Below are 26,241 nucleotides of genomic sequence, written 5' to 3'. Positions count from 1 at the left end.
CTCGCGGCCTGTCGCCTGCCGGCAAGGCGTCGCTCAGACCAGGCAGGGTGGTTCCTGCGGTTCGAATCCGCGCGCCAGATCCCAGACCCGTTCCGCCGCCGGCACCGGACGCGTGCCCGAGACGTTCTGGCCCGCCCACAGCGGCGAGTAGTCATCGCTCCCACGCGCTTCGGCGGCCTGCCGCAGGGGCGCCATCGCGGCGGAAGCCAGTGGAAACGCCGGCGCGTCGTCGGCCATGGGGCCCAGTGCGCGCATCGCATGGTTGACGATGCCGCGCGCGGGGCGGCCGGTGAAAACGTTGGTCAATGCGGTGTGCGCCGCCTGCGGGCGCTGCAGGGCCGCGCGATGAAGAAGGCTCGTATCGGCTTCCGGGCACAGCAGGAAAGCGGTGCCGATCTGCACGCCCGCCGCGCCCAGCGCCATCGCCGCCGCGACCCCGGCCGCATCGGCGATGCCGCCGGCGGCGATCACCGGGCGGCGCACCGCCGCGACCACCTGCGGCAGCAACGCGAAGGTACCGGCCTGGGTGCTGAGATCGTCGGTCAGGAACAGGCCGCGGTGCCCGCCGGCTTCCAGGCCCTGCGCGATGATCGCATCGACGCCGCGCGCTTCCAGCCAGCGGGCCTCGTCCACCGTGGTCGCCGAAGACAGGATCCTGCAGCCCCATTCGCGCAGGGGCGCCAGCAGGGCGTCGTCCGGGAGGCCGAAGTGGAAACTGACCACGGCGGGCCGCAATTCGCGGACCAGCGCCAGCATGTCCGCATCGAACGGGCGACGTCCGGCACCGGCCGGAATGCTCGTGGGGTCCAGGCCGAAACGGGCGTAGTCGCCGGCCAGTTTCCGCCGCCACGCTTCCTCGCGCGCCGGATCCGGCGATGGCGGTTGGTGGCAGAAGAAATTGAGATTGAACGGGTGGGCGCCGTGCGCGCGGATGGCCGCGACTTCCGCGCGTATCGCATCCGGCGCCAGCATCGCGCAGGGCAGGGCGCCAAGGCCGCCGGCCAGGTTCACCGCGATGGCCAGGCGACTGCCCTGCACGCCGGCCATCGGCGCCTGCAACAGCGGCAGTTCGGTTCCGAGCAGGGTGGCCAGGGACATGGGCGCGGCGATGGCAGACACGATGACCGGAATTATGCGCCCGCGATTCCGTCAGCGAGCGGTATCGGCCCGGTAGCGCTCGAACGCCGCAATCGCGTCCTCGACGGTGACCAGATCCATCACCCCGTCGAACTCGATCTTGCTGCCCCACTTCAACGCGTCGGCGGGCTTGCCCAGGTACTTGCGCGCGGCATCGTCGTAGCGGTCCACGCAGTAGCGGATGTCGGAATAGGGGCCGCTGCGGCGTGGATTGCTGGCCGCGTGCAGGCCAAGCACCCTGGTGCCGACCGCGTTGGCGATGTGCATCGGACCGGAATCCGGCGTCACCAGCAGGTCCGCGCGTTCCAGCAGGGCGGGCAATTGCTTCAGGGTGTCCTTGCCGACCAGATCCAGGGCGGGGGCGCGCATCGCCGCGAGGATCGCATCGGTGGTGCTGCGCTCCAGATCGCTGCGGCCGCCGCACAGCACGATGCGCCAGCCGTGCGCGGCGGCGTGATCGGCCAGCGCGGCGTAGCGCTCCGCGTGCCAGTTGCGGCGCGCGTGGCTGGAGCACGGGGAAATCATCAGCACCGGCGCGCCGTCGTCCGGCCACTGCGCCATGGCCCAGTCGCGCGCCTCCTGCGGGTAGGGCAGGTTCCAGACGACCTGGTCCTGGATCAGTCCCAGCGGTTCGCAGAAGCTGCCCATCGCGTCCAGCACGTGGATGCCGGGCCGGTCCGGAATGCGCTCGTTGATGAAAAGGCCATGCAGATCCTTGGAGCGTGCGCGGTCGTAGCCGATGCGCCGCCGCGCCGGGATGAAGGCCGACAGCACGTTGGCGCGCAGGGCGACCTGCATCTGCAGCAGCACGTCGAACCCTTCGGCCGGCAGTTCGCGGCGCAGGGCGCGCATGCCGGCCAGTCCGCTGCGCTTGTCGTAGGTATGGAAGGTGACGCCTTCGAGCCCGTCCAGCAGCTTGTGGCCGGCCTTGTCGATGACCCAGTGCAGCCGGGTCTGCGGCCAGTGCCGCTGCAGGGTGCGGACCAGGGGGACTACGTGGGTCACGTCGCCCAGCGCCGACAGGCGCAGCAGGCAGATCGATTGGGGGATGGCGGACAAGAGTTGTTAGACTCGCTGGATGGTCAGTTTCGACGCCACGGAATCCCTGACGCCGTTCCGCGAAGGCCGCGGATACGGTGCGATTCTGTTCGACCGCCAGCACCTGCGGCAAGCCAATCCGGACTGGTTCGTGCCGGAAAAGTGGGGCGATCGCGCCCGGCCGGTCGGTGATGGCGGGCGCGGCGGGGCCTGGTTCATCGATGCGCCCTCCAGCCAGTGCGTGCTGCGGCGCTACCTGCGCGGTGGCCTGGCCGCGCGCGCCAGCCGGGATCGCTACCTGTGGCGGGGCCCGGACAAGACCCGCAGCTTCGCCGAATTCCGGCTGATGCGCGCCCTGCTGGCGCGTGGCCTGCCGGTGCCGCAGCCGGTGGCGGCCCAATACGTCCACGAGGGCATGTTCTACCGCGCGGCCCTGCTGATGGAGCGGTTGGCGGGCGTGACCTCGCTGGCCACGCTGGCGCAGGAACTGCGCGCGCCCTGGGAGGATGCCGGCCGCTTGATCGCGCGCTTCCATCGGGCAGGACTCCAGCACGCCGATCTCAATGCCCACAACATCCTGTTCGACGAGCACGGCAAGGGTTGGCTGATCGACTTCGATCGCGGCCGCCTGCGCATTCCGGCGACCGGCTGGCGCGAGCAGAACCTGGCGCGCCTGCTGCGCTCGCTGTTGAAACTGCGCGGTGCGCGTTCCGGTGAAGAGGTGCGTCACGATTTCGCGCGCCTGCGCCGGGCCTATGACCAGGCCTGGGCGCGGGGAGTCTGAGATGGACTGGCGACTGCGTTTCCATGGCGTGGGCAGCGCGAGCGCGGTGGCGCTGGGTTCGGCCATGGCCACGATCGAGCGCGCGGGCCGGCCCTGGCTGACCATCGACTGCGGCGGCGAGGGCCTGACCGCATTTCTCGAACACTATGGCAAGTGGCCGCAGGCGCTGTTCGTGACCCATGTGCATCTGGACCATGTGGCGGGTTTCGAACGGCTGTTCGTCGGTCACTATTTCGAGCCGGCGCGCCGTGGCCGCGTGCGCCTGTACGTGCCCGCGCCGGTGGTGCCGCTGCTGCACCAGCGGGTGGCCGAGTATCCCAACGTGCTGGCCGAGGGCGGCGCCAATTTCTGGGATGCGTTCCAGTTGATCCCGGTGGGCGGCGCGTTCTGGCACGAGGGCGTGCGGTTGGAAGTGTTTCCGGTGCGCCATCACTGGCCGGAAACGGCATTCGGCCTGCGCGTGCCCGGCAGCGTGGTGTGGACCGGCGACACCCGGCCGGTTCCCGAAATGCTGGCGCGCTTCGCCGATGCCGACGAATTGATTGCCCATGATTGCGCCCTGCATGGCAATCCCTCGCACAGCGGGGTGGAGGATCTCGAACGCGAGTACCCGCCCGCGCTGCTGGCGCGCTGCGTGCTGTACCACTACGCCAGCGCCGCCGATGGCGCGGCGATGCGCGAACGCGGGCACCGGGTGGCCGAGCCCGGGCAGGCGCTGACGCTGAAGCCGCCGCTGGAACTCGCGGAGACATCGCGGTGAACGCCGTGCCCGGACTGGCGCCATTGCCGGTGGATCGCCTGGGACGTCCGTTGCGCGACCTGCGCCTGTCGGTGATCGAGGCCTGCAATTTCCGCTGCGGCTACTGCATGCCGGCCGAGCGGGTGCCGGATGACTATGGTCTGGATGCCGCCTCGCGGCTGTCCTTCGATCAGATGGAAACGCTGGTGCGCGCGTTCGTCGGGCTAGGCGTTTCCAAGTTGCGCCTGACCGGCGGCGAGCCGCTGCTGCGCAAGGGCCTGCCCGACCTGATTGCGCGACTGACGGTGCTGCCGGGTCTGGACGACGTGGCGCTGACCACCAATGGCGCGCTGCTGCGCGCGCAGGCGGCGGCGCTGCGCCAGGCCGGCCTGCGCCGGCTGACGGTGAGCCTGGATGCGCTGGACGCGGACGTGTTCGCCGCGATGTCCGGCGGGCGCGGCCATGTGCGGGACGTGCTGGCCGGGATCGACGCCGCGGTCGCGGCCGGTTTCGAACGGCTCAAGATCAACTGCGTGGTCCAGCGCGGCGTCAACGAGCGGCAGGTGCTGCCGCTGCTGGAGCATTTCCGTGGCAGCGGTCACGTGGTGCGCTTCATCGAGTACATGGACGTGGGCACCCGCAACGGCTGGCGGCGCGACCAGATGGTCGCGTCGGCGGAACTGCGCGCGCGCATCGCCGCGCGCTGGCCGCTGCATCCGGTACAGGCCAACTACCGGGGCGAGGTGGCCGAACGCTACGCTTTCGACGACGGGCAGGGTGAAATCGGCTTCGTCAGTTCGGTCAGCGCGCCGTTCTGCGGCGACTGCCATCGCGCCCGGGTTTCGGCGGACGGCCACCTGTACACCTGCCTGTTCGCCAGCGAGGGCGCGGACCTGCGGCCGGCGCTGGCGCGCGGCGGCCAGGAGCTGGCGGCGCACCTGGCCACGCTATGGCGCCAGCGCGAGGACCGCTACAGCGAACAGCGCGACGAAGCCGGCGTGCGCCACGGGCGGCCGGTCGAGATGTACCTGATTGGCGGATAGCCCCCGATGGGCGCGGCGCGCGCGGGACGCTACCATGTGCGGCCTGCAAACCCCGCCGGTCCGATGAAGAAACCGCCCCCCGCGCTGACGCATATCGACGCCGACGGACGTCCGGCGATGGTGGACGTGTCCGCCAAGCCGAGCGCCGCGCGCGAGGCCAGCGCGGAGTGCCGGGTGAAGTTTCCCGCCGCCGTCGCCGCGCAGCTGCGGGCCAGCGGCCTGCGCAGCGCCAAGGGCGGCATCGTCGATACCGCGATCATCGCCGGCACGATGGCGGTCAAGCGCACCCACGAACTGATTCCGTTCTGCCACCCGCTGCCCATCGACGGCTGCCGTTTCGCCATCGACTGGCGCGACGAACGCAGCCTGGACATCCGCTGCACGGTGCGCACCACCCATCGCACCGGGGTGGAGATGGAAGCCTTGACCGGCGCGACCGTGGCCGCGCTGACCGTCTATGACATGTGCAAGGCGCTGTCCCACGCCATCGTGCTGGGGCCGGCGCGACTGCTCGGCAAGCGCGGCGGCAGGCGGGACGTGGGGACATTGGCATGACCCGGTTGACCGTGCGCTATTTCGCCAGCCTGCGCGATGCCGCCGGCGTCGGCGAGGAATCGCTGCTCACCGGCGCGCCGGATCTGCGGGGGCTCTACGCCGAGTTGCAGGCACGGCACGGCTTCGGCCTGCCGATCGCGCATCTGCGCGTCGCCGTCGACGGCGATTTCGCGCGCTGGGACGACGCGCCGCGCGAGGACAGCGAAGTGGCGTTCATCCCGCCGGTGAGCGGAGGCTGAGCGATGCCGCGTTTTGCCCTGAGCGAAAGCCCGTTCGACCCGGCACCCCTGCGCGCCACGCTGCTGGATGAGCGCGCCGGCGCTTTCGCCGCGTTCGAGGGCTGGGTGCGCAACCACAACGATGGCCGTGCCGTGGGTGGTTTGCGTTATGAAGCCTATGTGGAACTGGCGGAGAAGGAAGGCGAGCGGATCCTGGCCGAGGCCTGCGGACGCTTCGCCATCCACGAGGCGCGCTGCGTGCACCGGATCGGCGAACTGGCCATCGGCGAACTCGCGGTCTGGGTCGGGGTCAGCGCGGGTCACCGCGATGCCGCCTTCGCGGCGTGCCGCTGGATCATCGATGAAGTGAAATCACGCGTTCCGATCTGGAAGCACGAACGCTATGTCGCCGGCGACGCCGGCTGGCTGCACCCGTCACCACCGACGGATTGAGGAAAGGATGCACGAGCGGAACATGGGAAAGGGACGTCTGTTGTTCTGGTTGGCGCTGTGCGCGCCATTGCCCGGATGGTGCGCCGACCTGCTGGTCAGCAACCAGGCCGCCGACAGTGTCTGGCGGCTGTCCGCCCAGGACGGTCGCAAGCGCGGCGAGTACCGCACCGGCGATTCCCCGCACGAGATTGCGGTTTCGCCGGACGGACGCACCGCGGTGGTCAGCAACTACGGCAGCGAAGTGGCCGGCAGCAGTCTGTCGGTGCTGGATCTGCAGCGCGGGCGTCCGACCCGCACCATCGACCTGGGCACCCATGGCGCTCCCCACGGCCTGCACTTCCTGGACGGCGGGCGCGTGGTGGTGACCGCCGAGGGCAGCGCCAGCGTGCTGCTGGTGGATCTGGACGCGGGCAAGGTCGAACGGGCCATCGACATCGGCGACGGCATCGGGCACATGCTCGCGGTCAGCGCGGATCGCCGCGTCGGTTACGTCAGCAAGCTGGGCCGGGGCACGATCAGCCGCATCGATCTGGTCACCGGCAGGATGCTGCTGGAACGGCCGGCGGGCAAGGGAGCGGAGGGCATCGCCCTGCGTCCGGACGGACTGGAACTGTGGATCGCCAACCGCGACGAAGGCACCGTGACCGTCCACGATCCCAACACCCTGGCGGTGCGGCGACGGATGTCCAGCCGTGGATTCCCGCTGCGGGTGGCGTTCACCCCCGACGGCCGGCACGCCTGCGTGGTGAACGCCCGCAGCGCCGAACTGCAGGTCTTCGACGCGCGCACCAAACTGGCGGTGACCCGCATCCCGCTGGCGCGCGAGGGCATGGACATCCGCGACACCGCCCTGGGACGCGGCGCGCTGCCGATCGGCATCACCATCGATCCCGTGAAGCCCCGCGCCTATGTGGCGCTCAGCGGTGGCGATCGCGTGGCGGTGGTGGACACGCAGAAATGGCAGATCGTGGACTACTGGGTCACCGGCCGCGAACCCGGTGCGGTGGTGCTGTTCCCGTAGTTCGGCGCCGCGCCGCGCCCCACGATGGTTCCTCGCCATGGGCAACGAGGCCGTCGCAACGGCGGAAAGCAATGAATGGCCGGGAACACGCTTTTTTGCGAACCCCCAAAAGGGTGATGACCCCGCCGGTTGACCTCGGCGCCCGCATCAGTCGATACCGTTGCTGCCTTCCGGCCCTGGCGGGGTTTTCAACCTAGCGTCGCGAGGGACCGACGGGGTCACCATAGACGAGGGCCGCGCTGCGCGCGGCCCGTGAACTGCTCGAAATCTGGCGGAGAGAGGGGGATTCACTCGGCGCTGCGCGCCTCGCCCTGCGGGCGGCTTCGCCGTGCAAACCGCTACGCGGTTTGTCGAACCCGGGGGTTCTCACCCCCTCTCCACGTCCCGGCGAAACATCACGGACATGAAGCCTTCACTACGTCATTCAATCTGGCGGAGAGAGGGGGATTCGAACCCCCGAAGCGCGGTTTAGACGCTTACACACTTTCCAGGCGTGCTCCTTCAACCACTCGGACACCTCTCCGGGTCCCCAGGGACCGGCCGGTCCGCGGGGAGTCGGGCATTCTACGGAATTTCCCCGGGCAGGGCAAAAGCTCCGGGTGGCTCATCGGGCCGTGCACTGGACGTCGTAGGCGGAGACCGTGGGCGGTTCGTCGCCCACCGTGGTCACGTGCAGCTGCGCGCCGCCGGCATGCGCATAGTTCAGCGCGCAGAAGCCGTATCCGGTGCCCGAACAGGTCTCGAATTCCGGCATTCCCTCGGCGCGATAGCCTTTGGCGGCGTCGTATCCGGCTTCCTCGGGAGCTTTCGGTGGATCCGGACGCCAGCCTTCCCGGGCCAGGAGCTTGCGGACTTCGGGAATCTCCTTGCCACGGAGATTGGGTATCTCCAGACGGCCGCAGAACGTTTCCCGTTCAGCCACCGGCACCACCGTGATGCTGTCGGCGCCGAACCGGAGATCGGCGTGGGCGATGTCCGGCGGCGTGCGGTCCGTGATCCGGACCCGGTCGGGCAGGGTTGTCCCGGTGACACCGCCGATCAGGCCGCCGCCGTACTCGTCTTCCGGTGGATCGCCGTAGACGATGGCGGCCAGCGCCTGGCCGTGGAACACGAAAATATTGCCGTCGGCGATGAAGCAGGTGCCGCTGGTGCCCTCTCCGCCGCGACTGAAAGCGCCGACGCTGGTGTACCCGCCAGCCCGGACCTCGCTGGTGACGTACCAGCCCCGCGCCGCGACGGCGCGGCCGGCGGCGGTCTTCGGCGCGATCACCTGCATCCGGCAGAAATGGCCTTCCTCCAGCACTTGAGGGTCGCGAGGCGCGGGCAGCATGTCGCGCGCGGCCACGTGAAAGTCCTTGACCTGGCTGGCGACCGTCGGACTGGCCGCGTTCGCGGCAGGCAGGGCGAGCAGCAGGCAAAGGATGGCCGGAGTGGCCCCGAAACGATGGAACATGCGGATCCCTGTCATGGACGCGTCCGGCGTCCGTCCTGCCGTTCAGTGTAGCGTCCGGGCGACGGCCTTGGCCGCGACCGGGTGTGGCAAAATCCACCGATGAGCTATCTCGTCCTCGCCCGCAAGTGGCGTCCGAAGCGCTTCGCCGAACTGGTGGGGCAGGAACACGTGGTCCGCGCGCTGAGCAATGCGCTCGATACCGGCCGCGTCCACCATGCCTTCCTGTTCACCGGCACCCGCGGGGTCGGCAAGACCACCATCGCGCGCATCTTCGCCAAGTCGCTGAACTGCGAGAAGGGCACCAGCGCCGATCCCTGCGGTCAATGCGCGGCCTGCCTGGACATCGACGCCGGCCGCTACATCGACCTGCTGGAAATCGACGCCGCGTCCAACACCGGCGTGGACGATGTCCGCGAGGTGATCGAGAACGCGCAGTACATGCCCTCGCGCGGCAACTTCAAGGTCTACCTGATCGACGAAGTGCACATGCTGTCGAAAGCGGCGTTCAATGCGCTGCTCAAGACCCTGGAAGAGCCGCCGGAGCACGTCAAGTTCCTGCTCGCCACCACCGATCCGCAGAAACTGCCAGTGACGGTGCTGTCGCGCTGCCTGCAGTTCAACCTCAAGCGGCTGGAAGAACCGCAGATCGCCGGCCAGATCACCAAGATCCTGGGCGCCGAGGGCATCGAGGCCGACGAAGGCGCAATCCGCCAGATTGCCCGCGCGGCCGATGGCAGCCTGCGCGACGGCCTGTCGCTGCTGGATCAGGCCATCGCCTACGCCGGCGGCGCGCTGCGCGACGAGGGTGTGCGCACCATGCTCGGCACCGTCGATCGCACCCAGGTCGGCGAGATGCTCGAAGCGTTGGCCGACGGCGACGGCGAACGCCTGTTGCAGGTGGTCGCCGCATTGGCCGATTTCTCGCCCGACTGGGACGGCGTGCTGGAAGCGCTGGCCGAAGCCCTGCATCGCATCCAGGTGCGCCAGTTGGTGCCCGGGGCGGGCGCGGATGGCGAAGGCGTGGATGCGGAGCGGTTCGCGTCGCGGCTGCGTCCGGAAGTGGTGCAGCTGTGGTACCAGATGGCCCTGGGCGGACGCCGAGACCTGCCGCTCGCGCCGAGCGCTCGCGCCGGCTTCGAGATGAGCGTGCTGCGCATGCTGGCATTCCGTCCCGCCTCCGCGGGCGAGGGCAGGAGCGAGCCCGTTCCGATCACGCAGTCGGCACCCGCGCCTGCCGCGACCACCGCGGCGCCGCGCGAAGCCGCGCCCGCGCGCCCGCCGACGCCTGTCGCCGCACCGAAACCGGTACCGGCACCGGCGCCCGCGCAGGCGCAGGCATCCGACAACGACACCCCGCCGTGGCCGGTTGAACCGCGGCGCGCCGTCGCGCCGGCTGCCATCGCGCCTTCCCAGGCGATGACCCCGCCGCCTCCGGCGCCCGCGCCCGCGCCGGCGTCGGAAGCCCGTCCTGCCGAGCGCGACTTCGCGTTCTCCTCCGACATCGGCATCACCAACGCCGATGTGTGGATGCATTTCGCCGGCAGCAGCGAGCTGAAGGGAGCGACCCGGCAGCTGGTCGAAAACGCCGGCTTTGTCGGCTACGACAGCGGCGTGCTGCAACTGTCGCTGGACCCCGGCTTCGACTACCTGCGTTCGGAACGTACGATCCGGGATCTGGGCGAGGCCATCGCCCAGCGCTACGGAACGGCGCCGAAGATCGTATTCCAGTCCGCGCCGGCCGCGTCGGAGACGCTGCGCCAGCGCACCGATCGCGAGCGCGGCGAACAGCAGGTCGCCGCCGAGCAGGATTTCCTGAACCACCCGGACGTGCAGCGCCTGATCGAGCAACACGGCGCGAAGGTCGTACCGGATTCCATCCGTCCATTCGAAGAGTAAGCCAACATGCGTGGAAACATCGCCCAACTCATGCAGCAGGCGCAGAAGATGCAGGAAAACCTGCAACGCGCCCAGGAAGAGATCGCCAAGCTGGAAATCACCGGCAACGCCGGCGGCGGCATGGTCAGCGTGACCCTGACCGGTGGCAAGGAATGCCGCAAGGTGCGCATCGATCCGTCGGTGCTCGGTGATCAGGAAATGCTGGAGGACCTGGTGGCCGCGGCCTTCAACGACGCGTCCAACAAGATCGACGCCGAATCCAAGTCGCGCATGGGTGCGCTGACCGCCGGCATGCCGATGCCGCCGGGCATGAAGCTGCCGTTCTGAACCGCTGAATCAATCGTCGATTCACATGCCCATGTCGCAGCCGGCAACTTTCGTCTATGCCCGCCTCAACGCACGCCTCCGCCCCCTCGATCGGGCGGAGCTCTATGGGGATCCCCTGCAGGAAGCCCTCGAGAAGTCCGGTGTGGGCGAAGTGACCGGCGGCGGCACGATGCAGGCGCAGAGCGGCGAAATCCAATACTGCGGCATCGATGTGGATGCGTACGACCTGGACAGGGCCGTTCCCCTGATCTGCGGACTGCTGGAACAGATGGGCGCGCCACGGGGATCCCGGCTGGAGTTCGAGCAGGACGGCGTGCAGAGGGAAGTGGCTTTCGGCAAGCTCGAAGGACTGGCGATTTACCTGAATGGCACGGAGCTTAAACCCGAGGTCTATGCCGAGTCCGACGTCAATCATGTCTGGTCGGAAATCGAGCGGTTGATGGAAGGTGTCGGCAGCATCCAGAGCTATTGGGAAGGTTCCGCCGAAACGGCGCTCTATCTGTACGGTGATTCGGTCAACGCGATGCGGGAGCGCATCGCGGGATTCATGGACACCTATCCGCTCTGCGAACGCGCCCGCTACGAAGTCATCGCGTGAGCACTTCACTGCTTGAACAACTGATCGAATCCCTGCGCGTGTTGCCGGGCGTGGGCCAGAAGACCGCCCAGCGCATGGCCTATCACCTGCTGGAGCGCGAGCGCGACGGTGGCAGGCATCTGGCCGAGACCCTGGCGGTGGCGCTGGAACGGATTGGCCATTGCGGCCAATGCCGCGATTTCACCGAGGGCGAGATCTGCGCGATCTGCGCCAGCGGCAGCCGGGATCGGCACCTGCTCTGCGTGGTCGAATCCCCCGCGGATCGCCTCGCCATCGAACAGGCCACCGGCTATCGCGGCGTCTATTTCATCCTGCAGGGCCGGCTGTCGCCGCTGGATGGCATCGGCCCGCGCGAACTGGGCCTGGACCAGTTGGGCGATCGCCTGCGACTGGGCGAGGTCAGCGAACTGATCATCGCCACCAATCCCACCGTGGAAGGCGAGGCCACCGCGCACTATCTGGCGCAACTGGCCCGCCAGCACAACGTCAAGCCGAGCCGGCTGGCCCATGGCGTACCGCTGGGTGGCGAACTGGAGTACGTCGACCGCGGTACGCTCTCGCACGCGTTCGGATCGCGCAGCGAGATGCCCTGACGGGTCACTTTCGCTTCGATGCGGGAGCGATGCAGATCGCGACCGCGCCTGCCGTCATCGTCCGCTCCGTGGGCGCGGCCTGCGTCGCTTCTGTCGCGTGTCGACACCGCCTCAAGGCACTATGCTTGCACCCACCCCATTCCGGACCGCGCCATGACCCAGAACGACACCTTGTTCGGCAAGATTCTCCGCCGCGAGATTCCCGCCACCATCGTCTACGAAGACGACGACGTGCTCGGTTTCAAGGACATCGCGCCGCAGGCGCCGGTGCACGTGTTGTTCATTCCCAAGCATGTGCTGGTTCCGACCATGGACGACCTGCTGCCGGAACAGGCCGCGCTGGTCGGCAAGCTGGTGCTGGCGGCGGCTGAATACGCGCGCCGCGAAGGCTTTGCCCAGGACGGCTATCGGGTGGTGATCAACTGTCGCGAACACGCCGGGCAGACCGTGTTCCACCTGCATCTGCACCTGCTGGCCGGCGCCCCGCTGGGTCATTTCGGTGTGCCGGGTCGCTGAGTTACGGTGGTGTGGTTCCCCGGTTTCCGCCCACCTTGCCGATGTCCGAATTCGTCATTCCAGCGCAGGCTGGAATCCATGTCCGTGTGGAGTCCGGTGCGTCCGCGGCGATTCGCTGTTCCGTAAAAATGGATTCCGGCTTGCGCCGGAATGACGACGGAAAGCATCCTGATGACCGCAGCGCTTTCTGGACGCGGGACCACGCGCAAAAAAAACGCCGCTCATCGAGCGGCGTTTTTCGCATCCGGTGACCGGTCAGGTCACAGGGCGGCTCACCACCAGCCCCAATAACCCCAGCGCGGTCCCCAGTAGGGACCCCAGAACGGGTCGTAGAAGGGCGATGGCCGGACCTCCACTTCGCGTACTTCCGGCCACAGGTAGACCACGTCGGCGTCCATCTTCGGCAGGCGGTAGTCGTACTCGCCGATGCGGGTGTTCTCGTAGCTGTTGATGCGGCCGACGAAGGTCACTTCGCGGCCCGGCGCGAACACCGCCGGATCATAGAAACCCGAACGGCAGGCGATGAAACGTCCATCGGTCGCGTCCGGCGCCGATTCCATCGGACGGCCGGTGGCGTTGAGCGGGCGCGAGACCAGCTGGAAGCAGGTGCTGTCCTGGCCGGGCTTGGTTTCGATGATGCGGCCGCCCCAGCGGACCTGCGAACCGACCTGCGCGCCGGCGACGGCGTCTCGCGGGGTGACCGGGGTGAACGTGCCCTGCAACGGTTGCGGGGCGGTGGCGCAGGCGGCGAGGGTGGCCACCGCGCCGGCGAGCAAGAGGTGACGAAGCTTCATGGAAATCTCCTTCAGGGCCGATGGCGGCGCAGGTCGCGGACCAGCGCGGGAATGTCGCTCACGGCGGCAGCGTAGCGCGCCTCGGCGAAACGTTGGCTGAGCGGGACCAGGGTTTGGCCGGCGGCCGGATGCCGCGCCGCCACCCGCTGCGCCCAGGCCAGCGCCGGCTCGTGCGGCTGGCGGGCGAGGCCGAGTTTCGCGTAACGCGCCCCCAGCGCATGCCAGGCCCGCAGCAGCGGATCCCGCTCGCGCTCGCCCCGGGCCAGCAGCCAGGCCATGCCGCCCAGCGCCAGCAGCGCGGCCAACGCGAACGCCGCGCCCAGCCCGGCGGTGTCCAGGCGCGGCAGGCCGACCTTGCGCAGCAGGTCCTGTTGCCGGCGCGCATCGAATCCCAGCACGAATTCGTTCCAGCCGCGCCGCAACCAGTCGCTGGCGTCGAACAATGGATTGCGCTGCAACACGCCGCCGCCGCCGGCCGCGTCCAGACGATCCTCCAGTGTTTCGAAGATGCGTTCGGGCGCGACCGCCGCCGTGGGATCCACGCGCACCCAGCCGCGCTGCGGCAGCCACACCTCGCTCCAGGCATGTGCGTCCATTTTGCGCACGACCCAGTAATCGCCGAACCGGTTGCGATAACCGCCGGCGTAGCCCACCACCACCCGCGCCGGGATGCCGGCCGCGCGCATCAGCGTGGTGAAGGCGGAACTGAAGTGTTCGCAATAACCCTGCCGCTGATCGAACAGGAATTCGTCGACCGCGTGGCGGCCCGGCAGGGGGGTGTCCAGGGTGTAGGCGAAGTCGCTGCGTATCCAGGTCAGGGCGCGGCGCACGATGGCCAGATCATCGGTGCCGGCTTCGCTTCGCCACTGCGCCGCCAGCGCCCGGGTGCGTGGATTCAGGCCCGCCGGAAGCGTCAATGCGCGCTGGCGCAGCAGCAACGGCAACTGCGCTTCGAACCGCGCCGGCGGCGAGGAGCGGACCCGCCAGCGGGTCACGCCGTTCATGCGCTGCGCGGTCACCAGGGTCCGGTCCCGATCCAGCCGGGCGTCGGCGGGCGCGGCCTGCGGCAGATCCAGTGCCACCAGCCAGCGCTGTTCGGTGGGCTCCACCATCATTTCGTAGTCCCAGCGCGGGACATTGCCCGGAGCCGGCGTGATCGGAGCCGGTGGCAGCGTGTCGGTCCAGGACGAGCGCGTCCATTCGCGGCCATTGAAATCCCACAGCACCAGTCCCCGCCAGTACATCTGCTCCGGTTCGGGCGGGGCGCTGAAGAACTGCACGCGCAACGCGGGGTTGTCGTCGGCCATCAGGTCCAGCCAGCCGCCGGGCGACATCCGATCCGACAGGCCCGGCTGCGCCAGCGCGCGTTCCGGCACGCCCCACAGCGGCGTTGGAAAACGCGGGAACAGCCAGAAGGTCGCCAGCATCAGCGGCAGGCCAAGCAACAGCAGGCGACCGACCCCCAGCAGATGCCGGCGCGCGGACAGCGGCGGCGCGGCGTCGGGTACTTCCGCGTCGGCCAGTCGCGACAGCGTCAGCAGGGCGGCGCCGACGCCCAGCGTGGACAGCAGCAGGGTCAGCGGTCCCTGATCCAGCAGGAACGCGGAGAACGGAGCGAACAACGCGAAACCCAGCAGGCTGCGCGCGTCGCGCAGGCTCACGGTTTCCGCGGGCTTGAGCGCGATCATCGCCGCCAGCAACGCGCAACCGGTGTCTCGCCCGAAACGCATGCCCATCACCGTCAGCACGCCGCCGATGATCGCCAGCGCCAGCAGCAGGCGCAGCGGACCGGGCATCGGCCGCCGCCAGGAGAGGAGGGTCGTGAGCACCGCAAGCACGCCCGTGCCCAGCGCCAATCCGACCGGCAATTGAATCAGCAGGACCAGCAGGCACAGGCCACTGGCCGCCAGCGCCCACAACCGGTTGCCGGCGTCCAATGGCGGTGCGTTGCGGGCCAGGGCGCTACGCATCGGGCAGCAACGCCAGCGCGCGCAGACAGGCGTGCCGATGCGCCGGTCCCTGCGAAGGGCCCAGCACGACGTCGCCGGGCAATCTCAGCCGATAGCGGCGGCCTTCGCGCTCGGCCAGATCCACCCAGTGCGCCAACCGCCGGATGCGCTGCTCGCCCGACAGGGCGGCGAGCGTGTTCCAGGCCAGGTCCACTTCCACGCCGACCGGCTGTTCGAATTCGCGCACCAGCAGATGGTCGCGGCGCGCGGAGGGTTTCCAGGCGATGGCGCGCAGCGGGTCGCCGCTGCGATAGGCGCGCAGGTGATGCACATCCTCGCCACTGGCCTGTTGCCTGGCGCGGGTGCCGCCGCCGCCGGCTTCGGGCAGGGGCGGTCCGTTCGTTTCAGGCGCCGGGTATACCAGCAGGGATTGCCGCGGCCAGAACCACGCCCAGGCCCGCGCCAGGCCCAGCGGCTGCGTGGTCCAGACCTGCACGCGGCCCGGATCCAGCCAGCCGCGGCGTTGGGTGGGCAGGCTCAGTTCGGCGACGATCGCGTCGGCGGTCATCGGCGGCACCAGGCCGCTCACGTCCTGGCACGCCAGGCGCAGGCCACGCCGCGCGCGGTGGTCCCGCGCCGACAACGCGAACTGCACGCGCAGCGGTTGTCCGGCCGCCACCGGATCGGCGGAGAGCGCATCCAGGCGCAGGCCGGACAACTGCAGGTGCGCGGCGATCAGGCTGGCCAGTCCCGCCGAGGCCAGCAGCAAGGCCAGCAAGAGAGCGGGGTTGTTGTTGTAGTTCAGCGCGCCGGCCAGCATGGTGCCGACCAGCAGCGCATAGAACAGGCCAAAGCCGGTGGGCAGCACGTAGACGCGACGACGATCCAGCCGGACCGGCAGCGATTCGGGCTGGCGTGGCCGCGCGAGCAGCCACAGCCGTCGGCTTGCGCGTTGCCTCAGTGCCGTCGCCACGGACTCAGTCCACCGCCACCGCGTGCAGGATCGCCTTGGCCAGCGCCGTGGTGGAATCGGCTTCCGCCTCGGCGACCAAGCGGTGCGCCGCCACCACCCCGAACAGCGCCTGGATGTCCTCCGGCAGCACATGCGGGCGACCGAGCAGCAGCGCGTGCGCACGCGCCGCGCGCAGCAGCGCGATGCCGGCGCGCGGCGACAGGCCCACGCGCACGCCCGGGTGATGGCGGCTGCGGGCGAGCAGCGCCTGCACGTAGACAATCAGGGCGTCGCTGGCGTGCACCTGGTTCACCGCCGCGCGCAATGCGATCACGTCGTCGGAACTCAGCAACGGCAGCGTCTGCGCGATCAGCGCGCGTCGATCCTCGCCGGCCAGCAGGGCGCGTTCGGCCTCCGCGCCCGGATAGCCCAGATTGAGCCGCAGCAGGAAACGGTCCAGCTGCGAGTCGGGCAGGGGATAGGTGCCGGACAGATCCACCGGGTTCTGGGTGGCGATCACGAAGAACGGATCGGGCAGGCCATGGGTGACGCCATCGAGCGTCACCTGGTGTTCGGCCATCGCCTCCAGCAGCGCGCTCTGGGTACGTGGCGGCGCGCGGTTGATCTCGTCGGCCAGCAACACCTGGGTGAACACCGGACCGGGATGGAACTGGAACTGCCGCGCCGCGCCGTCGTATACCGACACGCCCAGCACGTCGGCGGGCAGCAGATCCGAAGTGAACTGCACGCGCTGGAAACCCAATCCCAGGGTCGCCGCCAACGCGTGCGCCAGCGTCGTCTTGCCCAGCCCCGGCAGATCCTCGATCAGCAGATGCCCGTCGGACAGCAGCGCCACGAACGCCAGCCGCACCTCGTAGGCCTTGCCCAGCACCAGTGCATTGACTTGTTCCTGCGCGCGCTTCAGGGCGTCGCGAAGGGCATCGGATAGCATAGGCGGCGTGGAGGGGCTGGGCATCGCGTGCTCTGGACCTGACAGTCGGGATGAAGAGGAAGTGTAGCGGCATGCAGGACGTGGCAAGCGCAAGGAAAACCTTTCTGGCCGTGTGGCTGGTCGCATCCGTGATCAAGGTCGTGATCGCGGCCCGGCTGCCGCTGTTCGTCGACGAGGCCTTCTACTGGCAGGAAGGCCGCCACCTGGCCGCCGCCTATTCCGATCTGCCCGGACTCACCGCCTGGCTCACCCGCTTGGGCACCGAACTGGGCGGCCAGCATCGCCTCGCCCTGCGCGCGCCGTTCCTGATCATGGCCGCGCTGATTCCCTGGCTGATCGCGCACATCACCCGCCGCTGGTTCGACGAGGCCGCCGGCTGGCAGGCCGGCACCCTGACCGTGCTGATGCCGCTGTCCGGCACCCTGGGCCTGCTGGCGCTGCCGGATGTACCGATGGCGCTGGCGGCGGTGCTGTGCCTGGATGCCGGCGCGCGCCTGCTGCGCGAGATCGACGCCATCTCCGCCGCCGAACTCGCGCTCGGCCTGGCCATCGGCGCGCTCAGCCATTACCGCTTCCTCGGCGTGATCGGCGTGGGCTTCGTCGCCCTGCTGTGCCTGCCGGAGGGACGGCGCCTCCTGCGCGATCCGCGCATCTGGGTGGCGCTGGCGGTGGGCGTCGCCGCCTGGGCGCCGTTGCTGGCGTGGAACCTGGAATATGCCGACGCCGGATTGCGCTTCCAACTGGTCGATCGCCATCCCTGGTCGTTCCAGGCCACCGGTGCCTGGTTCGTGGTCATCCAGGCGTTGATGGTCACGCCGGTGCTGTTCGCGGCGCTGATGATTGCGGGCGTGCGCGCCTGCCGCGACGTCGCCGGCGGGCCGCCGCAGTGGCGCTACTTCGGCCTGCTGGGAATGGCGTCCACGCTGGGCTTCTTCGTGCTGGGTTTCTTCGCCGATGTCGAACGCGTGAGTTTCCACTGGCCGCTGCCGGGCTATCTGGCGCTGATCCTCGCGGTGCCCGCGTTGGCGGGAAACTGGTCGCGGCTCTGGCGGCGCGCGCTGTGGGGCCTGGCCGCGGTGGGCATGCTGGCGATGCTGGGCTATTACCTGATCGCCTCGGTGCCGTCATGGCGCGAACGTTTCGCCGCCGAGAAGTACTACCCCTACAACTTCGCCGGTTGGTCGGACCTGGCCCGCGCCGTGCGCGAGGAGCGGGGGCGCCTGCCGGCCGATACCACGCTGCTGGCGGGAAGCTTCAAGGTCGGCGCGGAACTGGGCTTCGCCCTCGACGAGCCGGACATCCGCGTGCTCGACCATCCGCTCAACCGCAAGCATGGGCGCGCACCGCAACTCAAGCTCTGGAACCTGCAGGACGACGGCACGCGCGCTGCGCCGGTGCTGCTGGTGATCGCGCATGGCGACGTGCAGTACAAGCACCTGCTGGACTACTACCACGCGTTGTGCCGGCAGGTGGGGCCCTTGCCGCCGCCGCGCGTGGTCAACATCGACCACGGCCACCAGCGGTTCCTGCTGTTCGCGTTGCCGAAGGAAAGGCGCGAGGGCGCGTGCGTGGCCCCGGCGATGGCCTGGATCGACGAACCGGTGTCGCGCGGGCGGGTGCCGCCGCGCTTCCATCTGCGCGGCTGGGCCTTCAAGGACGGGGTGGGCCTCAAGGCGGTGGACGTGTTGCTGGACGGCAAGCCGGTGGCGCAGGCGCAATACGGGCAGGAGGCCCCCGGCGTGGCCGCGTTCTGGCGCATCTCCAACGATCCGCAGCATCCCCGGGTGGGTTTCACCGCCGACGTGGATGCGTCCGCCCTGTCTTCCGGCCGCCACTGGCTGGGCCTGCGCCTGCACGGCAACGATGGCAGCGTCGAGGACTGGGAAGAGCAGCCGATCGATATCGAACGTTGATGGAAACAGGCGCGAAGAGGCGCCCGCCGCGCCTCAGGGCAGGTGGAAGCCCGCCTCGCGCAGCAGGCGCGACAGGGTGATCAGGGGCAGCCCGATCAGCGCGGTCGGGTCCTGCGATTCGATCGCCTCGAACAGGGTGATGCCCAGCCCTTCGCTCTTGAAGCTGCCGGCGCAGTCGAACGGCTGCTCCGTATCCACGTAGCGTTCGATTTCCTCGGCCGACAGGGCGCGGAACCGCACCGTGGTCACGTCGCCGGCCTCGTGGCGGATGCTGTCCCGGGGGGCTCCCTCCTGCGCGGTGCCCTCGCGCAGCAGGCACAACGCGGTATGGAAGCGGATGGCGCGGCCGGACATCGCGGTCAGCTGGGCGATGGCCGCGTCCCGGTGGCCGGGCTTGCCGATGGCCTGGCCATCGACCTCGGCCACCTGGTCGGCCCCGATCACCCAGGCGTCCGGGTGGTGGGCGGCGATCGCAGCGGCCTTGAGACCGGCCAACCGGGCCGCCAGGGGGGCGGGCGCCTCGCCCGGCAGGGCCGTCTCGTCCACGTCCGGGCGGGCCACGTGGAAGGGCAGGCGCAGCCTTTCCAGCAGTTCGCGGCGGTAACGGGAGGTCGAGGCGAGCAGCAGGGGCATCGGGGCGGGGCCTGGGAAAGGGGCGGGCAGTCTGCCGAGCGGGGCGGCGTCCGGCAATCCCTCATCCTGTGGCGATCGGCCAGGTTTGACAGCTCGGCGCGCAGTCCTTAACATTCAGCGGCTTATGTCCGCGAATACGCCCGAGATGTTGGATGCTTGGCGCATGGTCGCGGCACGGCGCAGTTTCGAAGGTCGCCTGCCGCTGTCGTCCATGACGCGCCTGCAGGGTCTGCTGAACGATACCGATGGCGAAGCACGCTACACGATCGAGTTCGATCGCGACGCGTTGCAGGTGCCGTACGTGGAGTTGAGGATCGATGCGCAGTTGCCGCTGGTCTGCCAGCGCAGCCTGCAGCGATTCCTGCTTCCGGTCAGTCTCGTGCAGCGGCTGGGCCTGGTGCGCGACGAGGCCGACGAGGCCGCGTTGCCGCCGGACTACGAAGCGCTGCTGGTGCCGGAAGATGGCATGTTGCATCCGGCGGATCTGGTGGAGGACGAACTGGTCCTCGCCGTTCCGGTGGTTCCGGTGAATCCGGAGTCGGACGCGGTCGCCCGCGACTGGCCGGCGCAGGAAGAAGAATTGGCAAAGGCCAACCCGTTCGCGGCGCTGGCCTCGCTGAAAAAGAACTAGCCGCTTCGGCGGTCTGGCAATACGAATCGCAGATTCATTTCAAGGTTTATAGCTGGAGCAATCCCATGGCTGTGCAGAAATCCCGAGTCACCCCGTCCCGCCGTGGTCAGCGCCGTTCGCACGACGCCCTGACCGCCAAGCAGCTGTCCACCGATCCGACTTCCGGTGAGACCCACCTGCGTCACCACGTGACCGCCGACGGCTACTACCGCGGCAAGAAGGTCATCGCGACCAAGACCTCGGTCGTCGAAGAAGATTGATGCGCGCCCGGCGCGTCCGTTTCACCGCGGACGCGCCCGCCATCATCGTCGTGGTATCCAGGGCCCCGTTGCGGGCCAGCAACGGGAGCAGGCATGAGCCAGCAATCCAACGGGCGTATTTACGCGCGTATCGCCGGAACCGGCAGCTACCTGCCTGAGAAGGTGCTGACCAACGACGACCTGGCCAAGCTGGTCGACACCAGCGACGAATGGATTCAAAGCCGCACCGGCATCCGCGAGCGCCACATCGCCGCGGAAGGCCAGACCGCGGGCGATCTCGGCTACCAGGCCGCCCTGCGCGCGCTGGAAGCCGCCGGCGTCGACGCCTCCGAAATCGACATGATCGTGGTGGGCACCACCACCCCCGATCTGATCTTCCCGTCCACCGCCTGCCTCATCCAGGCCCGCCTGGGTGCCGAAGGCTGCGCCGCGATGGACGTCAACGCCGCCTGCTCGGGCTTCCTGTATGCCCTGAGCGTGGCCGACAAGTTCATCCGTTCCGGTGACGTCAAGACCGCGCTGGTCATCGGCACCGAAACCCTCAGCCGCATCGTCGACTGGACCGAGCGCACCACCTGCGTGCTGTTCGGCGATGGCGCCGGCGCGGCCGTGCTCAAGGCCGACACCGAGACCGGCATCCTCAGCACCCACCTGCATGCCGACGGCAGCAAGAAGGAACTGCTGTGGAACCCGGTCGGCGTCTCCGCCGGCTTCGACAAGGATGCGCCGAACAACGGCATCCGCATCCACATGAAGGGCAACGACGTGTTCAAGTACGCCGTCAAGGCGCTGGACTCGGTCGTGGACGAAACCCTGGAAGCCAACGGCCTGGACAAGCACGATCTGGACTGGCTGATTCCGCACCAGGCCAACCTGCGCATCATCGAGGCGACCGCCAAGCGCCTGGACATGTCGATGGACAACGTCATCGTCACCGTCGACAGGCACGGCAACACCTCCTCCGGTTCGGTGCCGCTGGCGCTGGACGAGGCGATCCGCTCCGGCCGCGTGCAGCGTGGCCAGCTGGTGTTGCTGGAAGCCTTCGGTGGCGGCTTCACCTGGGGCTCGGCGCTGCTGCGTTACTGATCGCAGGCGACGTTCCATTCCGCGATATCGCAAAGGGCGCTCTTCGGAGCGCCTTTTGTTTTTGGAGTGCGATGAAGAAGTGAGCCGCACTGCGCGGGAAATTCCGTGCCATCGCGCCTTTTCGGTGCGCGTGACGCATCGGTGGATTCGCCATCGGACAGGAAGAGCGAAGTGACCGTCATGGCGCGGTTCCGCGGCGCGTGGATGATTCGCGCCGGGACTCGCGACCGACGGCGCGCCCACGGAAACGGCGCGCCGGTGGTGAGGGTTCCGGGGGCGCGGGGCAGGGCGCGCAATACGCCTGGGTACAGACAATCCGGCGCTTTCGCACGTATCATCCCCGCTCGATTTTTTCACCGGACCCCCGCGTGACTTCCACCTCGCTCGCATTCGTCTTTCCCGGCCAGGGCTCGCAGTCGCTCGGCATGCTGGCCGAACTGTCGGAACTGCATCCGATCGTGCGCGAAGCCTTCGCCGAAGCCTCCGACGGCGCCAGCGTGGATCTGTGGGCGCTCTCGCAGGGCGGTCCGGAAGAAATGCTCAACCGCACCGAATACACCCAGCCGGCCCTGCTGGCCGCGGGCGTGGCGGTGTGGCGCGCGTGGCAGCAGCAGGGCGGCGCCAAGCCGGCCGTGCTTGCCGGCCATAGCCTGGGTGAATACACCGCGCTGGTCGCCGCCGGCGCGTTGTCGCTGCGTGATGGCGCGCACCTGGTGCGCCTGCGCGGCCAGCTGATGCAGGAAGCCGCGCCCGAAGGCGTCGGCGCGATGGCCGCCGTGCTCGGCGCCGAGGATGCCGTGGTCGCCGAAGTCTGCGAGCAGGCCTCCAATTCGCGCGTGGTCGTGCCGGCCAACTACAACTCGCCGGGCCAGATCGTGATCGGCGGCGATACCGAGGCCGTGGATCGCGCCATCGCCCTGCTGGGCGAACGTGGCGTGCGCAAGGTGGTCAAGCTGGCCGTCAGCGTGCCCTCGCACACGCCGCTGATGCGCGAAGCCGCCAACCGCCTGGCCGAAGTGATGGCGGGCCTGAACTGGCACAACCCGGCGCTGCCGGTGGTGCAGAATGTCGACGCGCGGGTGCATGCGGATCTGGACGGCCTGCGCGACGCGCTGGTGCGCCAGCTGTACCTGCCGGTGCGCTGGACCGAATGCGTGCAGGCGCTGGCCGGGCAGGGCGTCACCCGGGTGGCCGAATGCGGCCCCGGCAAGGTCTTGACCGGCCTGGTCAAGCGCATCGACAAGGCGCTGGACGCGCGCGCCATCGGCGGTGTCGGTGATTTCCAGGCCGCGCTGTCCGACTGGGCCTGAAACCTCCGCCGATCGTTCCATGATGCCGGCGCGCGCACCGCGCCCGCCCCTGATTCCGAGGACCCCGCAATGAGCAAACCCCTGCAAGGCGAAATCGCCCTCGTCACCGGCGCCAGCCGTGGCATCGGCGCGGCCATCGCCGACGAACTGGCCGCCCAGGGCGCCACCGTCATCGGCACCGCCACCACCGCCGGCGGCGCGCAGGCCATCGGCGAGCGCCTGGCCGATCGTGGCGGCCACGGCCGTGAGCTCAACGTCACCGACGGCGCCGCCGTCGACGCGCTGATCGATGACATCGCCAAGCAGTTCGGTCCGGTTTCGATCCTGGTCAACAACGCCGGCATCACACGCGACAACCTGCTCATGCGCATGAAGGACGAGGACTGGCAGGCCATCCTCGACACCAACCTCACCAGCGTCTACCGCACCTCCAAGGCGGTGATGCGCGGCATGATGAAGGCGCGCAAGGGCCGCATCGTCAACATCGCCTCGGTCATCGGCGTCACCGGCAACGCGGGGCAGGCCAACTACGCCGCCGCCAAGGCCGGCATCATCGCCTTCTCCAAGTCGCTGGCCAAGGAAATCGGCAGCCGCGGCGTCACCGTCAATGTGGTCGCGCCCGGCTTCATCGACACCGACATGACCAAGTCGCTGCCGGAAGACGCCAAGAACGCCATGCTCGGCCAGATCGCGCTGGGACGCTTCGGCGAACCGGCCGACATCGCCCGCGCGGTCGCGTTCCTGGCCGGCCCTTGGGCCGGTTACATCACCGGCGAGACCTTGCACGTCAACGGCGGCATGTACATGCCGTAACAAAAAATAGCCGTAAGTGGTTGATTCGGTGGCGGTTCCCGGCATCTGCCCGCCGCCGCCGGTTTCCACTACACTATCCCCCGGTTTGCCATCGCCAAGCGTGGCAATATCAACTAGTCACCCAATCTCCGTCTGGAGCGATATCCAATGAGCAGCATCGAAGAACGCGTCAAGAAAATCGTCGTCGAACAACTCGGCGTGAAGGAAGAAGAAGTCACCAACAGCGCATCGTTCGTCGATGACCTGGGCGCCGACTCGCTGGACACCGTTGAACTGGTGATGGCGCTGGAAGAAGAGTTCGAGTGCGAGATTCCGGACGAGGAAGCCGAGAAGATCACTTCGGTGCAGCAGGCCATCGACTACGTCAAGGCCCACGTCAAGGCGTAAGCCCGGCGTTCTGAAGTCTTCGTGTCGGGGCCGCGCATGCGGCCCCGCGCGTGTCCGGGGTCGCACCGCCCGGCCAGCAAAACGGGCGTACCGAAACAAAAGCATTTGAGGAGCGTGTTATGAGCCGGCGTCGCGTCGTCGTTACGGGAATGGGTTTGGTGTCGCCGCTGGGCAACGACATGGCCACCAGCTGGGACGGCATCGTCAATGGACGGTCGGGCATCGGCCCGGTCACCTCGTTCGATGCTTCGGCCTACACCACCCAGATCGCGGGTGAAATCCGCAACTTCGATCCCACCACCTTCGTCTCCCCCAAGGACGCGAAGAAGATGGATCCGTTCATCCACTACGGCATCGCCGCCTCGTTCATGGCGCTGGACGATTCCGGACTGGAAATCACCGAAGCCAACGCCGAGCGCATCGGCGCCATCATCGGCTCCGGCATCGGCGGCATCCACGGCATCGAGGAACAGACCATCAAGCTGCACGAAGGCGGCCCGCGCAAGGTCTCGCCGTTCTACGTGCCCAGCACCATCATCAACATGCTGCCGGGCCAGCTGTCGATCCTGAAGAACATCAAGGGTCCGAGCTTCTCGGTCGTCTCGGCCTGCGCCACCTCCAACCACTCCATCGGCGTGGCCATGCGCACCATCCAGTACGGCGACGCCGACGTGATGGTGGCCGGCGGCGCCGAACTCGGCTCCTCGCCGACCTCCATGGCCGGCTTCTGCACCATGAAGGCCATGTCCACCCGCAACGACGATCCCGCCCGCGCCTCGCGTCCCTGGGACCGCGACCGCGACGGCTTCGTGCTGGGCGACGGCGCCGGCGTGCTGATCCTGGAAGAGTACGAACACGCCAAGGCGCGTGGCGCGCGCATCTACGCGGAACTGGCCGGCTTCGGCGCCAGCTCCGACGCCCACCACATGACCGCCCCCAGCGAAAACGGCGAAGGCCCGGCCCGCTGCCTGCTGGCCGCCATCAACGACGCCGGCATCACCGCCGAGCAGGTCGAGTACCTCAACGCGCACGGCACCTCCACCCCGCAGGGCGACCTGGCCGAAACCCTGGCCATCAAGCGCGCGCTGGGCGACCACGCGTACAAGATCATGGTCAGCTCCACCAAGTCGATGACCGGCCACCTGCTGGGCGCGGCCGGCGGCGCGGAAGCGATCTTCTCCGTGCTGGCGATCCACCACGGCATCATTCCGCCAACCATCAACCTCGACAATCCGAGCGAAGGCTGCGATCTGGACTACGTCCCGCACACCGCGCGCCAGAAGAAGATCGACATCGCCGTCTCCAACGGCTTCGGCTTCGGCGGCACCAACGGCACGCTGGTGTTCAGGCGCGTCTGAGGTTCGGCGACATCACGTACACGCAAAACCCCTCGCCGCAATGCGAGGGGTTTTTGTTTGCGCCGATGAACCCGGACATCGTCATTCCGGCGAACGCTGGGATCCATTCTCCGCACGATGCGCGTCGATCCCGGACAGCTGCGCCCTCCCGTGAAAACGGATTCCGGCGTTCGTCGGCATGACGGGGGAGGGGAGGAGCATGAAAAAGCGACGCCTGAACCCCCATCACATCCGGCACAATGCGCACTGCTCCCGCCGCGCTCCGCATGACGATGATCGAAACCCGCGCGTTGTCCCCCGACACCGATCTGCTGGCCCTGCATCGGCGCGATCCCGCGCGCTATCCGGTGCTGCTGGAATCGGTCGCCTCCGGCACCGTGCAGGGGCGCTGGGATCTGCTGCTGATGGCGGAAGCGGGCGAGGGCTTCGCCCTGCATCACGATGGCCGCGTGCGTGACCTGCGGGGTGCGCAACGGGACACCGGCTTCCTCGACACCCTTGACGCCCACTGGCAGGCCGCGCGCATCGATCGCGAAGAACCGCGCTGGCCGTTCCGCGGCGGCTGGGCGCTGTTGCTCTCGTACGAACTCGCGGGCCAGGTCGAACCCGTGCTGGCGCTGCCCGACGCGCCCGGCGCGCTGCCGCTGGCGCTGGCGCTGCGCTGCCCGGCCGCGGTGCTGCGCGACCGCGCCAGTGGCGAGTGCTGCATCGTCGCCGAGGCGGAGGCCGCGGACATGCTGGAACGCATCGAGGCCGACGTGGCCGCGGCGCTGCGCCTGCCACTGCCGGAATGGCAGGCACCGGACAGCATCGACGAAGACCCGCCCGCGCG

Annotated in this window: 29 protein-coding genes, 1 tRNA gene, 2 other RNA genes and 1 pseudogene; 21 read left to right on the top strand and 12 right to left on the bottom strand. The window is 68.8% G+C overall.

All coding sequences use genetic code 11. From position 1 onward, the window contains the following. Positions 1-33 precede the first annotated feature (33 nt). A complete protein-coding gene (locus ACTHN1_RS00430; RefSeq protein WP_440469009.1) occupies positions 34-1,098 on the bottom strand; it encodes an NAD(P)H-dependent flavin oxidoreductase in 1,065 nt (354 codons plus the stop codon). A 51-nt stretch (positions 1,099-1,149) separates the two neighbouring features. After that, positions 1,150-2,187 carry a glycosyltransferase family 9 protein gene (locus ACTHN1_RS00425; RefSeq protein ID WP_440469090.1) on the bottom strand — a complete coding sequence of 346 codons (1,038 nt, stop codon included), beginning with the start codon at positions 2,185-2,187 and terminating at the stop codon, positions 1,150-1,152. A gap of 28 nt (positions 2,188-2,215) precedes the next feature. Here ACTHN1_RS00425 and ACTHN1_RS00420 point away from each other — a divergent pair, with 28 nt between their 5' ends. From ACTHN1_RS00420 to ACTHN1_RS00390, 7 genes are all read left to right on the top strand, one after another. Further along, entirely contained in the window at positions 2,216-2,959 is a 744-nt protein-coding gene (locus ACTHN1_RS00420; protein ID WP_440469008.1) for a 3-deoxy-D-manno-octulosonic acid kinase, read from the top strand. Position 2,960: 1 nt separating this feature from the next. Then, positions 2,961-3,719: an MBL fold metallo-hydrolase gene (locus ACTHN1_RS00415; protein WP_440469007.1), complete on the top strand. Its 759-nt coding sequence runs from the start codon at positions 2,961-2,963 to the stop codon at positions 3,717-3,719. Continuing rightward, the gene (moaA, locus tag ACTHN1_RS00410) at positions 3,716-4,741 is read left to right on the top strand and encodes a GTP 3',8-cyclase MoaA (protein ID WP_440469006.1); all 1,026 of its coding nucleotides are present in this window, start codon (positions 3,716-3,718) and stop codon (positions 4,739-4,741) included. The genes ACTHN1_RS00415 and moaA overlap by 4 nt, the downstream gene beginning before the upstream one ends. A gap of 63 nt (positions 4,742-4,804) precedes the next feature. Then, a complete protein-coding gene (moaC, locus tag ACTHN1_RS00405) occupies positions 4,805-5,296 on the top strand; it encodes a cyclic pyranopterin monophosphate synthase MoaC (RefSeq protein WP_440469005.1) in 492 nt (163 codons plus the stop codon). After that, positions 5,293-5,535: a MoaD/ThiS family protein gene (locus ACTHN1_RS00400; protein ID WP_440469004.1), complete on the top strand. Its 243-nt coding sequence runs from the start codon at positions 5,293-5,295 to the stop codon at positions 5,533-5,535. The genes moaC and ACTHN1_RS00400 overlap by 4 nt, the downstream gene beginning before the upstream one ends. Positions 5,536-5,538: 3 nt before the next feature. Next, positions 5,539-5,967: a molybdenum cofactor biosynthesis protein MoaE gene (locus tag ACTHN1_RS00395; protein ID WP_440469003.1), complete on the top strand. Its 429-nt coding sequence runs from the start codon at positions 5,539-5,541 to the stop codon at positions 5,965-5,967. Between the two features lie 22 nt (positions 5,968-5,989). After that, positions 5,990-6,988 carry a YncE family protein gene (locus tag ACTHN1_RS00390; RefSeq protein WP_440469002.1) on the top strand — a complete coding sequence of 333 codons (999 nt, stop codon included), beginning with the start codon at positions 5,990-5,992 and terminating at the stop codon, positions 6,986-6,988. Between the two features lie 119 nt (positions 6,989-7,107). Here the strand turns inward: ACTHN1_RS00390 and ffs are convergent. From ffs to ACTHN1_RS00370, 4 genes are all read right to left on the bottom strand, one after another. Next, positions 7,108-7,204, bottom strand: an RNA gene (ffs, locus tag ACTHN1_RS00385) — signal recognition particle sRNA small type. Positions 7,205-7,257: 53 nt separating this feature from the next. Beyond that, a non-coding RNA gene (locus ACTHN1_RS00380) (RtT sRNA) lies at positions 7,258-7,378 on the bottom strand. A 40-nt stretch (positions 7,379-7,418) separates the two neighbouring features. Further along, positions 7,419-7,511 (bottom strand) — tRNA-Ser (locus tag ACTHN1_RS00375). A gap of 81 nt (positions 7,512-7,592) precedes the next feature. Then, positions 7,593-8,333, bottom strand: a complete 741-nt coding sequence (locus ACTHN1_RS00370; RefSeq protein WP_440469001.1) for a hypothetical protein — start codon at positions 8,331-8,333, stop codon at positions 7,593-7,595. A gap of 207 nt (positions 8,334-8,540) precedes the next feature. On the opposite strand from ACTHN1_RS00370, the gene dnaX reads away from it, so the two are divergent. The 5 genes from dnaX to ACTHN1_RS00345 all read left to right on the top strand — a co-directional run bounded on the left by dnaX (position 8,541) and on the right by ACTHN1_RS00345 (position 12,371). Then, positions 8,541-10,337, top strand: coding sequence for a DNA polymerase III subunit gamma/tau (gene dnaX, locus ACTHN1_RS00365; protein ID WP_440469000.1), 1,797 nt, complete (start codon positions 8,541-8,543; stop codon positions 10,335-10,337). 6 nt (positions 10,338-10,343) lie between these two features. Next, the gene (locus tag ACTHN1_RS00360; RefSeq protein ID WP_440468999.1) at positions 10,344-10,664 is read left to right on the top strand and encodes a YbaB/EbfC family nucleoid-associated protein; all 321 of its coding nucleotides are present in this window, start codon (positions 10,344-10,346) and stop codon (positions 10,662-10,664) included. A gap of 25 nt (positions 10,665-10,689) precedes the next feature. Further along, the gene (locus ACTHN1_RS00355; RefSeq protein ID WP_440468998.1) at positions 10,690-11,262 is read left to right on the top strand and encodes a hypothetical protein; all 573 of its coding nucleotides are present in this window, start codon (positions 10,690-10,692) and stop codon (positions 11,260-11,262) included. Then, positions 11,259-11,855, top strand: a complete 597-nt coding sequence (gene recR, locus ACTHN1_RS00350; protein WP_440468997.1) for a recombination mediator RecR — start codon at positions 11,259-11,261, stop codon at positions 11,853-11,855. The genes ACTHN1_RS00355 and recR overlap by 4 nt, the downstream gene beginning before the upstream one ends. A gap of 153 nt (positions 11,856-12,008) precedes the next feature. After that, positions 12,009-12,371 (top strand): histidine triad nucleotide-binding protein, encoded by a 363-nt coding sequence (locus ACTHN1_RS00345; RefSeq protein WP_440468996.1) that lies wholly within the window; start codon positions 12,009-12,011, stop codon positions 12,369-12,371. A 272-nt stretch (positions 12,372-12,643) separates the two neighbouring features. Here ACTHN1_RS00345 and ACTHN1_RS00340 read toward each other — a convergent pair whose 3' ends face one another. The 4 genes from ACTHN1_RS00340 to ACTHN1_RS00325 are packed head-to-tail and all read right to left on the bottom strand — an operon-like array spanning position 12,644 to position 17,018. Beyond that, positions 12,644-13,165: a Slp family lipoprotein gene (locus ACTHN1_RS00340; protein WP_440468995.1), complete on the bottom strand. Its 522-nt coding sequence runs from the start codon at positions 13,163-13,165 to the stop codon at positions 12,644-12,646. 11 nt (positions 13,166-13,176) lie between these two features. Further along, on the bottom strand, positions 13,177-15,123 hold the full coding sequence (locus tag ACTHN1_RS00335; RefSeq protein ID WP_440469089.1) for a transglutaminase TgpA family protein: 1,947 nt from the start codon (positions 15,121-15,123) through the stop codon (positions 13,177-13,179). A gap of 4 nt (positions 15,124-15,127) precedes the next feature. Continuing rightward, positions 15,128-16,087 (bottom strand): DUF58 domain-containing protein, encoded by a 960-nt coding sequence (locus tag ACTHN1_RS00330; RefSeq protein ID WP_440468994.1) that lies wholly within the window; start codon positions 16,085-16,087, stop codon positions 15,128-15,130. Positions 16,088-16,091: 4 nt separating this feature from the next. Then, entirely contained in the window at positions 16,092-17,018 is a 927-nt protein-coding gene (locus tag ACTHN1_RS00325; protein WP_440468993.1) for an AAA family ATPase, read from the bottom strand. A 71-nt stretch (positions 17,019-17,089) separates the two neighbouring features. Between ACTHN1_RS00325 and ACTHN1_RS00320 the strand changes: the two genes are divergently transcribed. Further along, a complete protein-coding gene (locus ACTHN1_RS00320) occupies positions 17,090-18,931 on the top strand; it encodes an ArnT family glycosyltransferase (protein ID WP_440468992.1) in 1,842 nt (613 codons plus the stop codon). A gap of 33 nt (positions 18,932-18,964) precedes the next feature. Here ACTHN1_RS00320 and ACTHN1_RS00315 read toward each other — a convergent pair whose 3' ends face one another. Next, the gene (locus tag ACTHN1_RS00315) at positions 18,965-19,564 is read right to left on the bottom strand and encodes a Maf family protein (protein ID WP_440468991.1); all 600 of its coding nucleotides are present in this window, start codon (positions 19,562-19,564) and stop codon (positions 18,965-18,967) included. A 124-nt stretch (positions 19,565-19,688) separates the two neighbouring features. Between ACTHN1_RS00315 and ACTHN1_RS00310 the strand changes: the two genes are divergently transcribed. The 3 genes from ACTHN1_RS00310 to ACTHN1_RS00300 all read left to right on the top strand — a co-directional run bounded on the left by ACTHN1_RS00310 (position 19,689) and on the right by ACTHN1_RS00300 (position 21,541). Next, the gene (locus tag ACTHN1_RS00310) at positions 19,689-20,195 is read left to right on the top strand and encodes a YceD family protein (protein WP_440468990.1); all 507 of its coding nucleotides are present in this window, start codon (positions 19,689-19,691) and stop codon (positions 20,193-20,195) included. A gap of 65 nt (positions 20,196-20,260) precedes the next feature. After that, complete coding sequence (gene rpmF, locus ACTHN1_RS00305; RefSeq protein ID WP_141456298.1) at positions 20,261-20,455, top strand: 50S ribosomal protein L32; 195 nt, start codon at positions 20,261-20,263, stop codon at positions 20,453-20,455. Between the two features lie 93 nt (positions 20,456-20,548). Beyond that, the gene (locus ACTHN1_RS00300) at positions 20,549-21,541 is read left to right on the top strand and encodes a beta-ketoacyl-ACP synthase III (RefSeq protein ID WP_440468989.1); all 993 of its coding nucleotides are present in this window, start codon (positions 20,549-20,551) and stop codon (positions 21,539-21,541) included. On the opposite strand, the gene ACTHN1_RS00295 is transcribed toward ACTHN1_RS00300, so the two are convergent. After that, positions 21,535-21,723, bottom strand: coding sequence for a hypothetical protein (locus ACTHN1_RS00295; RefSeq protein ID WP_440468988.1), 189 nt, complete (start codon positions 21,721-21,723; stop codon positions 21,535-21,537). The genes ACTHN1_RS00300 and ACTHN1_RS00295 overlap by 7 nt on opposite strands. 186 nt (positions 21,724-21,909) lie before the next feature. Between ACTHN1_RS00295 and fabD the strand changes: the two genes are divergently transcribed. From fabD to ACTHN1_RS00270, 5 genes and pseudogenes are all read left to right on the top strand, one after another. After that, positions 21,910-22,851: an ACP S-malonyltransferase gene (gene fabD / locus ACTHN1_RS00290; protein ID WP_440468987.1), complete on the top strand. Its 942-nt coding sequence runs from the start codon at positions 21,910-21,912 to the stop codon at positions 22,849-22,851. Between the two features lie 69 nt (positions 22,852-22,920). Continuing rightward, a complete protein-coding gene (fabG, locus tag ACTHN1_RS00285; protein ID WP_440468986.1) occupies positions 22,921-23,664 on the top strand; it encodes a 3-oxoacyl-ACP reductase FabG in 744 nt (247 codons plus the stop codon). A gap of 147 nt (positions 23,665-23,811) precedes the next feature. Next, positions 23,812-24,051 carry an acyl carrier protein gene (acpP, locus tag ACTHN1_RS00280; protein ID WP_093297108.1) on the top strand — a complete coding sequence of 80 codons (240 nt, stop codon included), beginning with the start codon at positions 23,812-23,814 and terminating at the stop codon, positions 24,049-24,051. Positions 24,052-24,170: 119 nt separating this feature from the next. After that, positions 24,171-25,409: a beta-ketoacyl-ACP synthase II gene (fabF, locus tag ACTHN1_RS00275; RefSeq protein WP_440468985.1), complete on the top strand. Its 1,239-nt coding sequence runs from the start codon at positions 24,171-24,173 to the stop codon at positions 25,407-25,409. A 266-nt stretch (positions 25,410-25,675) separates the two neighbouring features. Continuing rightward, a pseudogene (locus ACTHN1_RS00270) lies at positions 25,676-26,241 on the top strand (aminodeoxychorismate synthase component I); the annotation flags it as partial.

Source organism: Pseudoxanthomonas sp. (genome assembly GCF_051953815.1).
Taxonomy (GTDB): Bacteria; Pseudomonadota; Gammaproteobacteria; order Xanthomonadales; family Xanthomonadaceae; genus Pseudoxanthomonas_A.
This window is presented reverse-complemented; position numbering and strand designations above follow the sequence as displayed.

Coding starts and splice junctions, on each gene's coding strand:
- ACTHN1_RS00400 (WP_440469004.1), top strand. CDS start 5,293: ATGACCCGGTTGACCGTGCGCTATTTCGCCAGCCTGCGCGATGCCGCC.
- moaC (WP_440469005.1), top strand. CDS start 4,805: ATGAAGAAACCGCCCCCCGCGCTGACGCATATCGACGCCGACGGACGT.
- dnaX (WP_440469000.1), top strand. CDS start 8,541: ATGAGCTATCTCGTCCTCGCCCGCAAGTGGCGTCCGAAGCGCTTCGCC.
- fabG (WP_440468986.1), top strand. CDS start 22,921: ATGAGCAAACCCCTGCAAGGCGAAATCGCCCTCGTCACCGGCGCCAGC.
- ACTHN1_RS00390 (WP_440469002.1), top strand. CDS start 5,990: ATGGGAAAGGGACGTCTGTTGTTCTGGTTGGCGCTGTGCGCGCCATTG.
- ACTHN1_RS00325 (WP_440468993.1), bottom strand. CDS start 17,018: ATGCTATCCGATGCCCTTCGCGACGCCCTGAAGCGCGCGCAGGAACAA.
- ACTHN1_RS00420 (WP_440469008.1), top strand. CDS start 2,216: ATGGTCAGTTTCGACGCCACGGAATCCCTGACGCCGTTCCGCGAAGGC.
- rpmF (WP_141456298.1), top strand. CDS start 20,261: ATGGCTGTGCAGAAATCCCGAGTCACCCCGTCCCGCCGTGGTCAGCGC.
- acpP (WP_093297108.1), top strand. CDS start 23,812: ATGAGCAGCATCGAAGAACGCGTCAAGAAAATCGTCGTCGAACAACTC.
- ACTHN1_RS00310 (WP_440468990.1), top strand. CDS start 19,689: ATGTCCGCGAATACGCCCGAGATGTTGGATGCTTGGCGCATGGTCGCG.
- ACTHN1_RS00430 (WP_440469009.1), bottom strand. CDS start 1,098: ATGTCCCTGGCCACCCTGCTCGGAACCGAACTGCCGCTGTTGCAGGCG.
- ACTHN1_RS00355 (WP_440468998.1), top strand. CDS start 10,690: ATGCCCATGTCGCAGCCGGCAACTTTCGTCTATGCCCGCCTCAACGCA.
- ACTHN1_RS00395 (WP_440469003.1), top strand. CDS start 5,539: ATGCCGCGTTTTGCCCTGAGCGAAAGCCCGTTCGACCCGGCACCCCTG.
- ACTHN1_RS00300 (WP_440468989.1), top strand. CDS start 20,549: ATGAGCCAGCAATCCAACGGGCGTATTTACGCGCGTATCGCCGGAACC.
- fabF (WP_440468985.1), top strand. CDS start 24,171: ATGAGCCGGCGTCGCGTCGTCGTTACGGGAATGGGTTTGGTGTCGCCG.
- ACTHN1_RS00295 (WP_440468988.1), bottom strand. CDS start 21,723: ATGACGGTCACTTCGCTCTTCCTGTCCGATGGCGAATCCACCGATGCG.
- ACTHN1_RS00340 (WP_440468995.1), bottom strand. CDS start 13,165: ATGAAGCTTCGTCACCTCTTGCTCGCCGGCGCGGTGGCCACCCTCGCC.
- ACTHN1_RS00415 (WP_440469007.1), top strand. CDS start 2,961: ATGGACTGGCGACTGCGTTTCCATGGCGTGGGCAGCGCGAGCGCGGTG.
- ACTHN1_RS00320 (WP_440468992.1), top strand. CDS start 17,090: ATGCAGGACGTGGCAAGCGCAAGGAAAACCTTTCTGGCCGTGTGGCTG.
- ACTHN1_RS00345 (WP_440468996.1), top strand. CDS start 12,009: ATGACCCAGAACGACACCTTGTTCGGCAAGATTCTCCGCCGCGAGATT.
- ACTHN1_RS00315 (WP_440468991.1), bottom strand. CDS start 19,564: ATGCCCCTGCTGCTCGCCTCGACCTCCCGTTACCGCCGCGAACTGCTG.
- ACTHN1_RS00360 (WP_440468999.1), top strand. CDS start 10,344: ATGCGTGGAAACATCGCCCAACTCATGCAGCAGGCGCAGAAGATGCAG.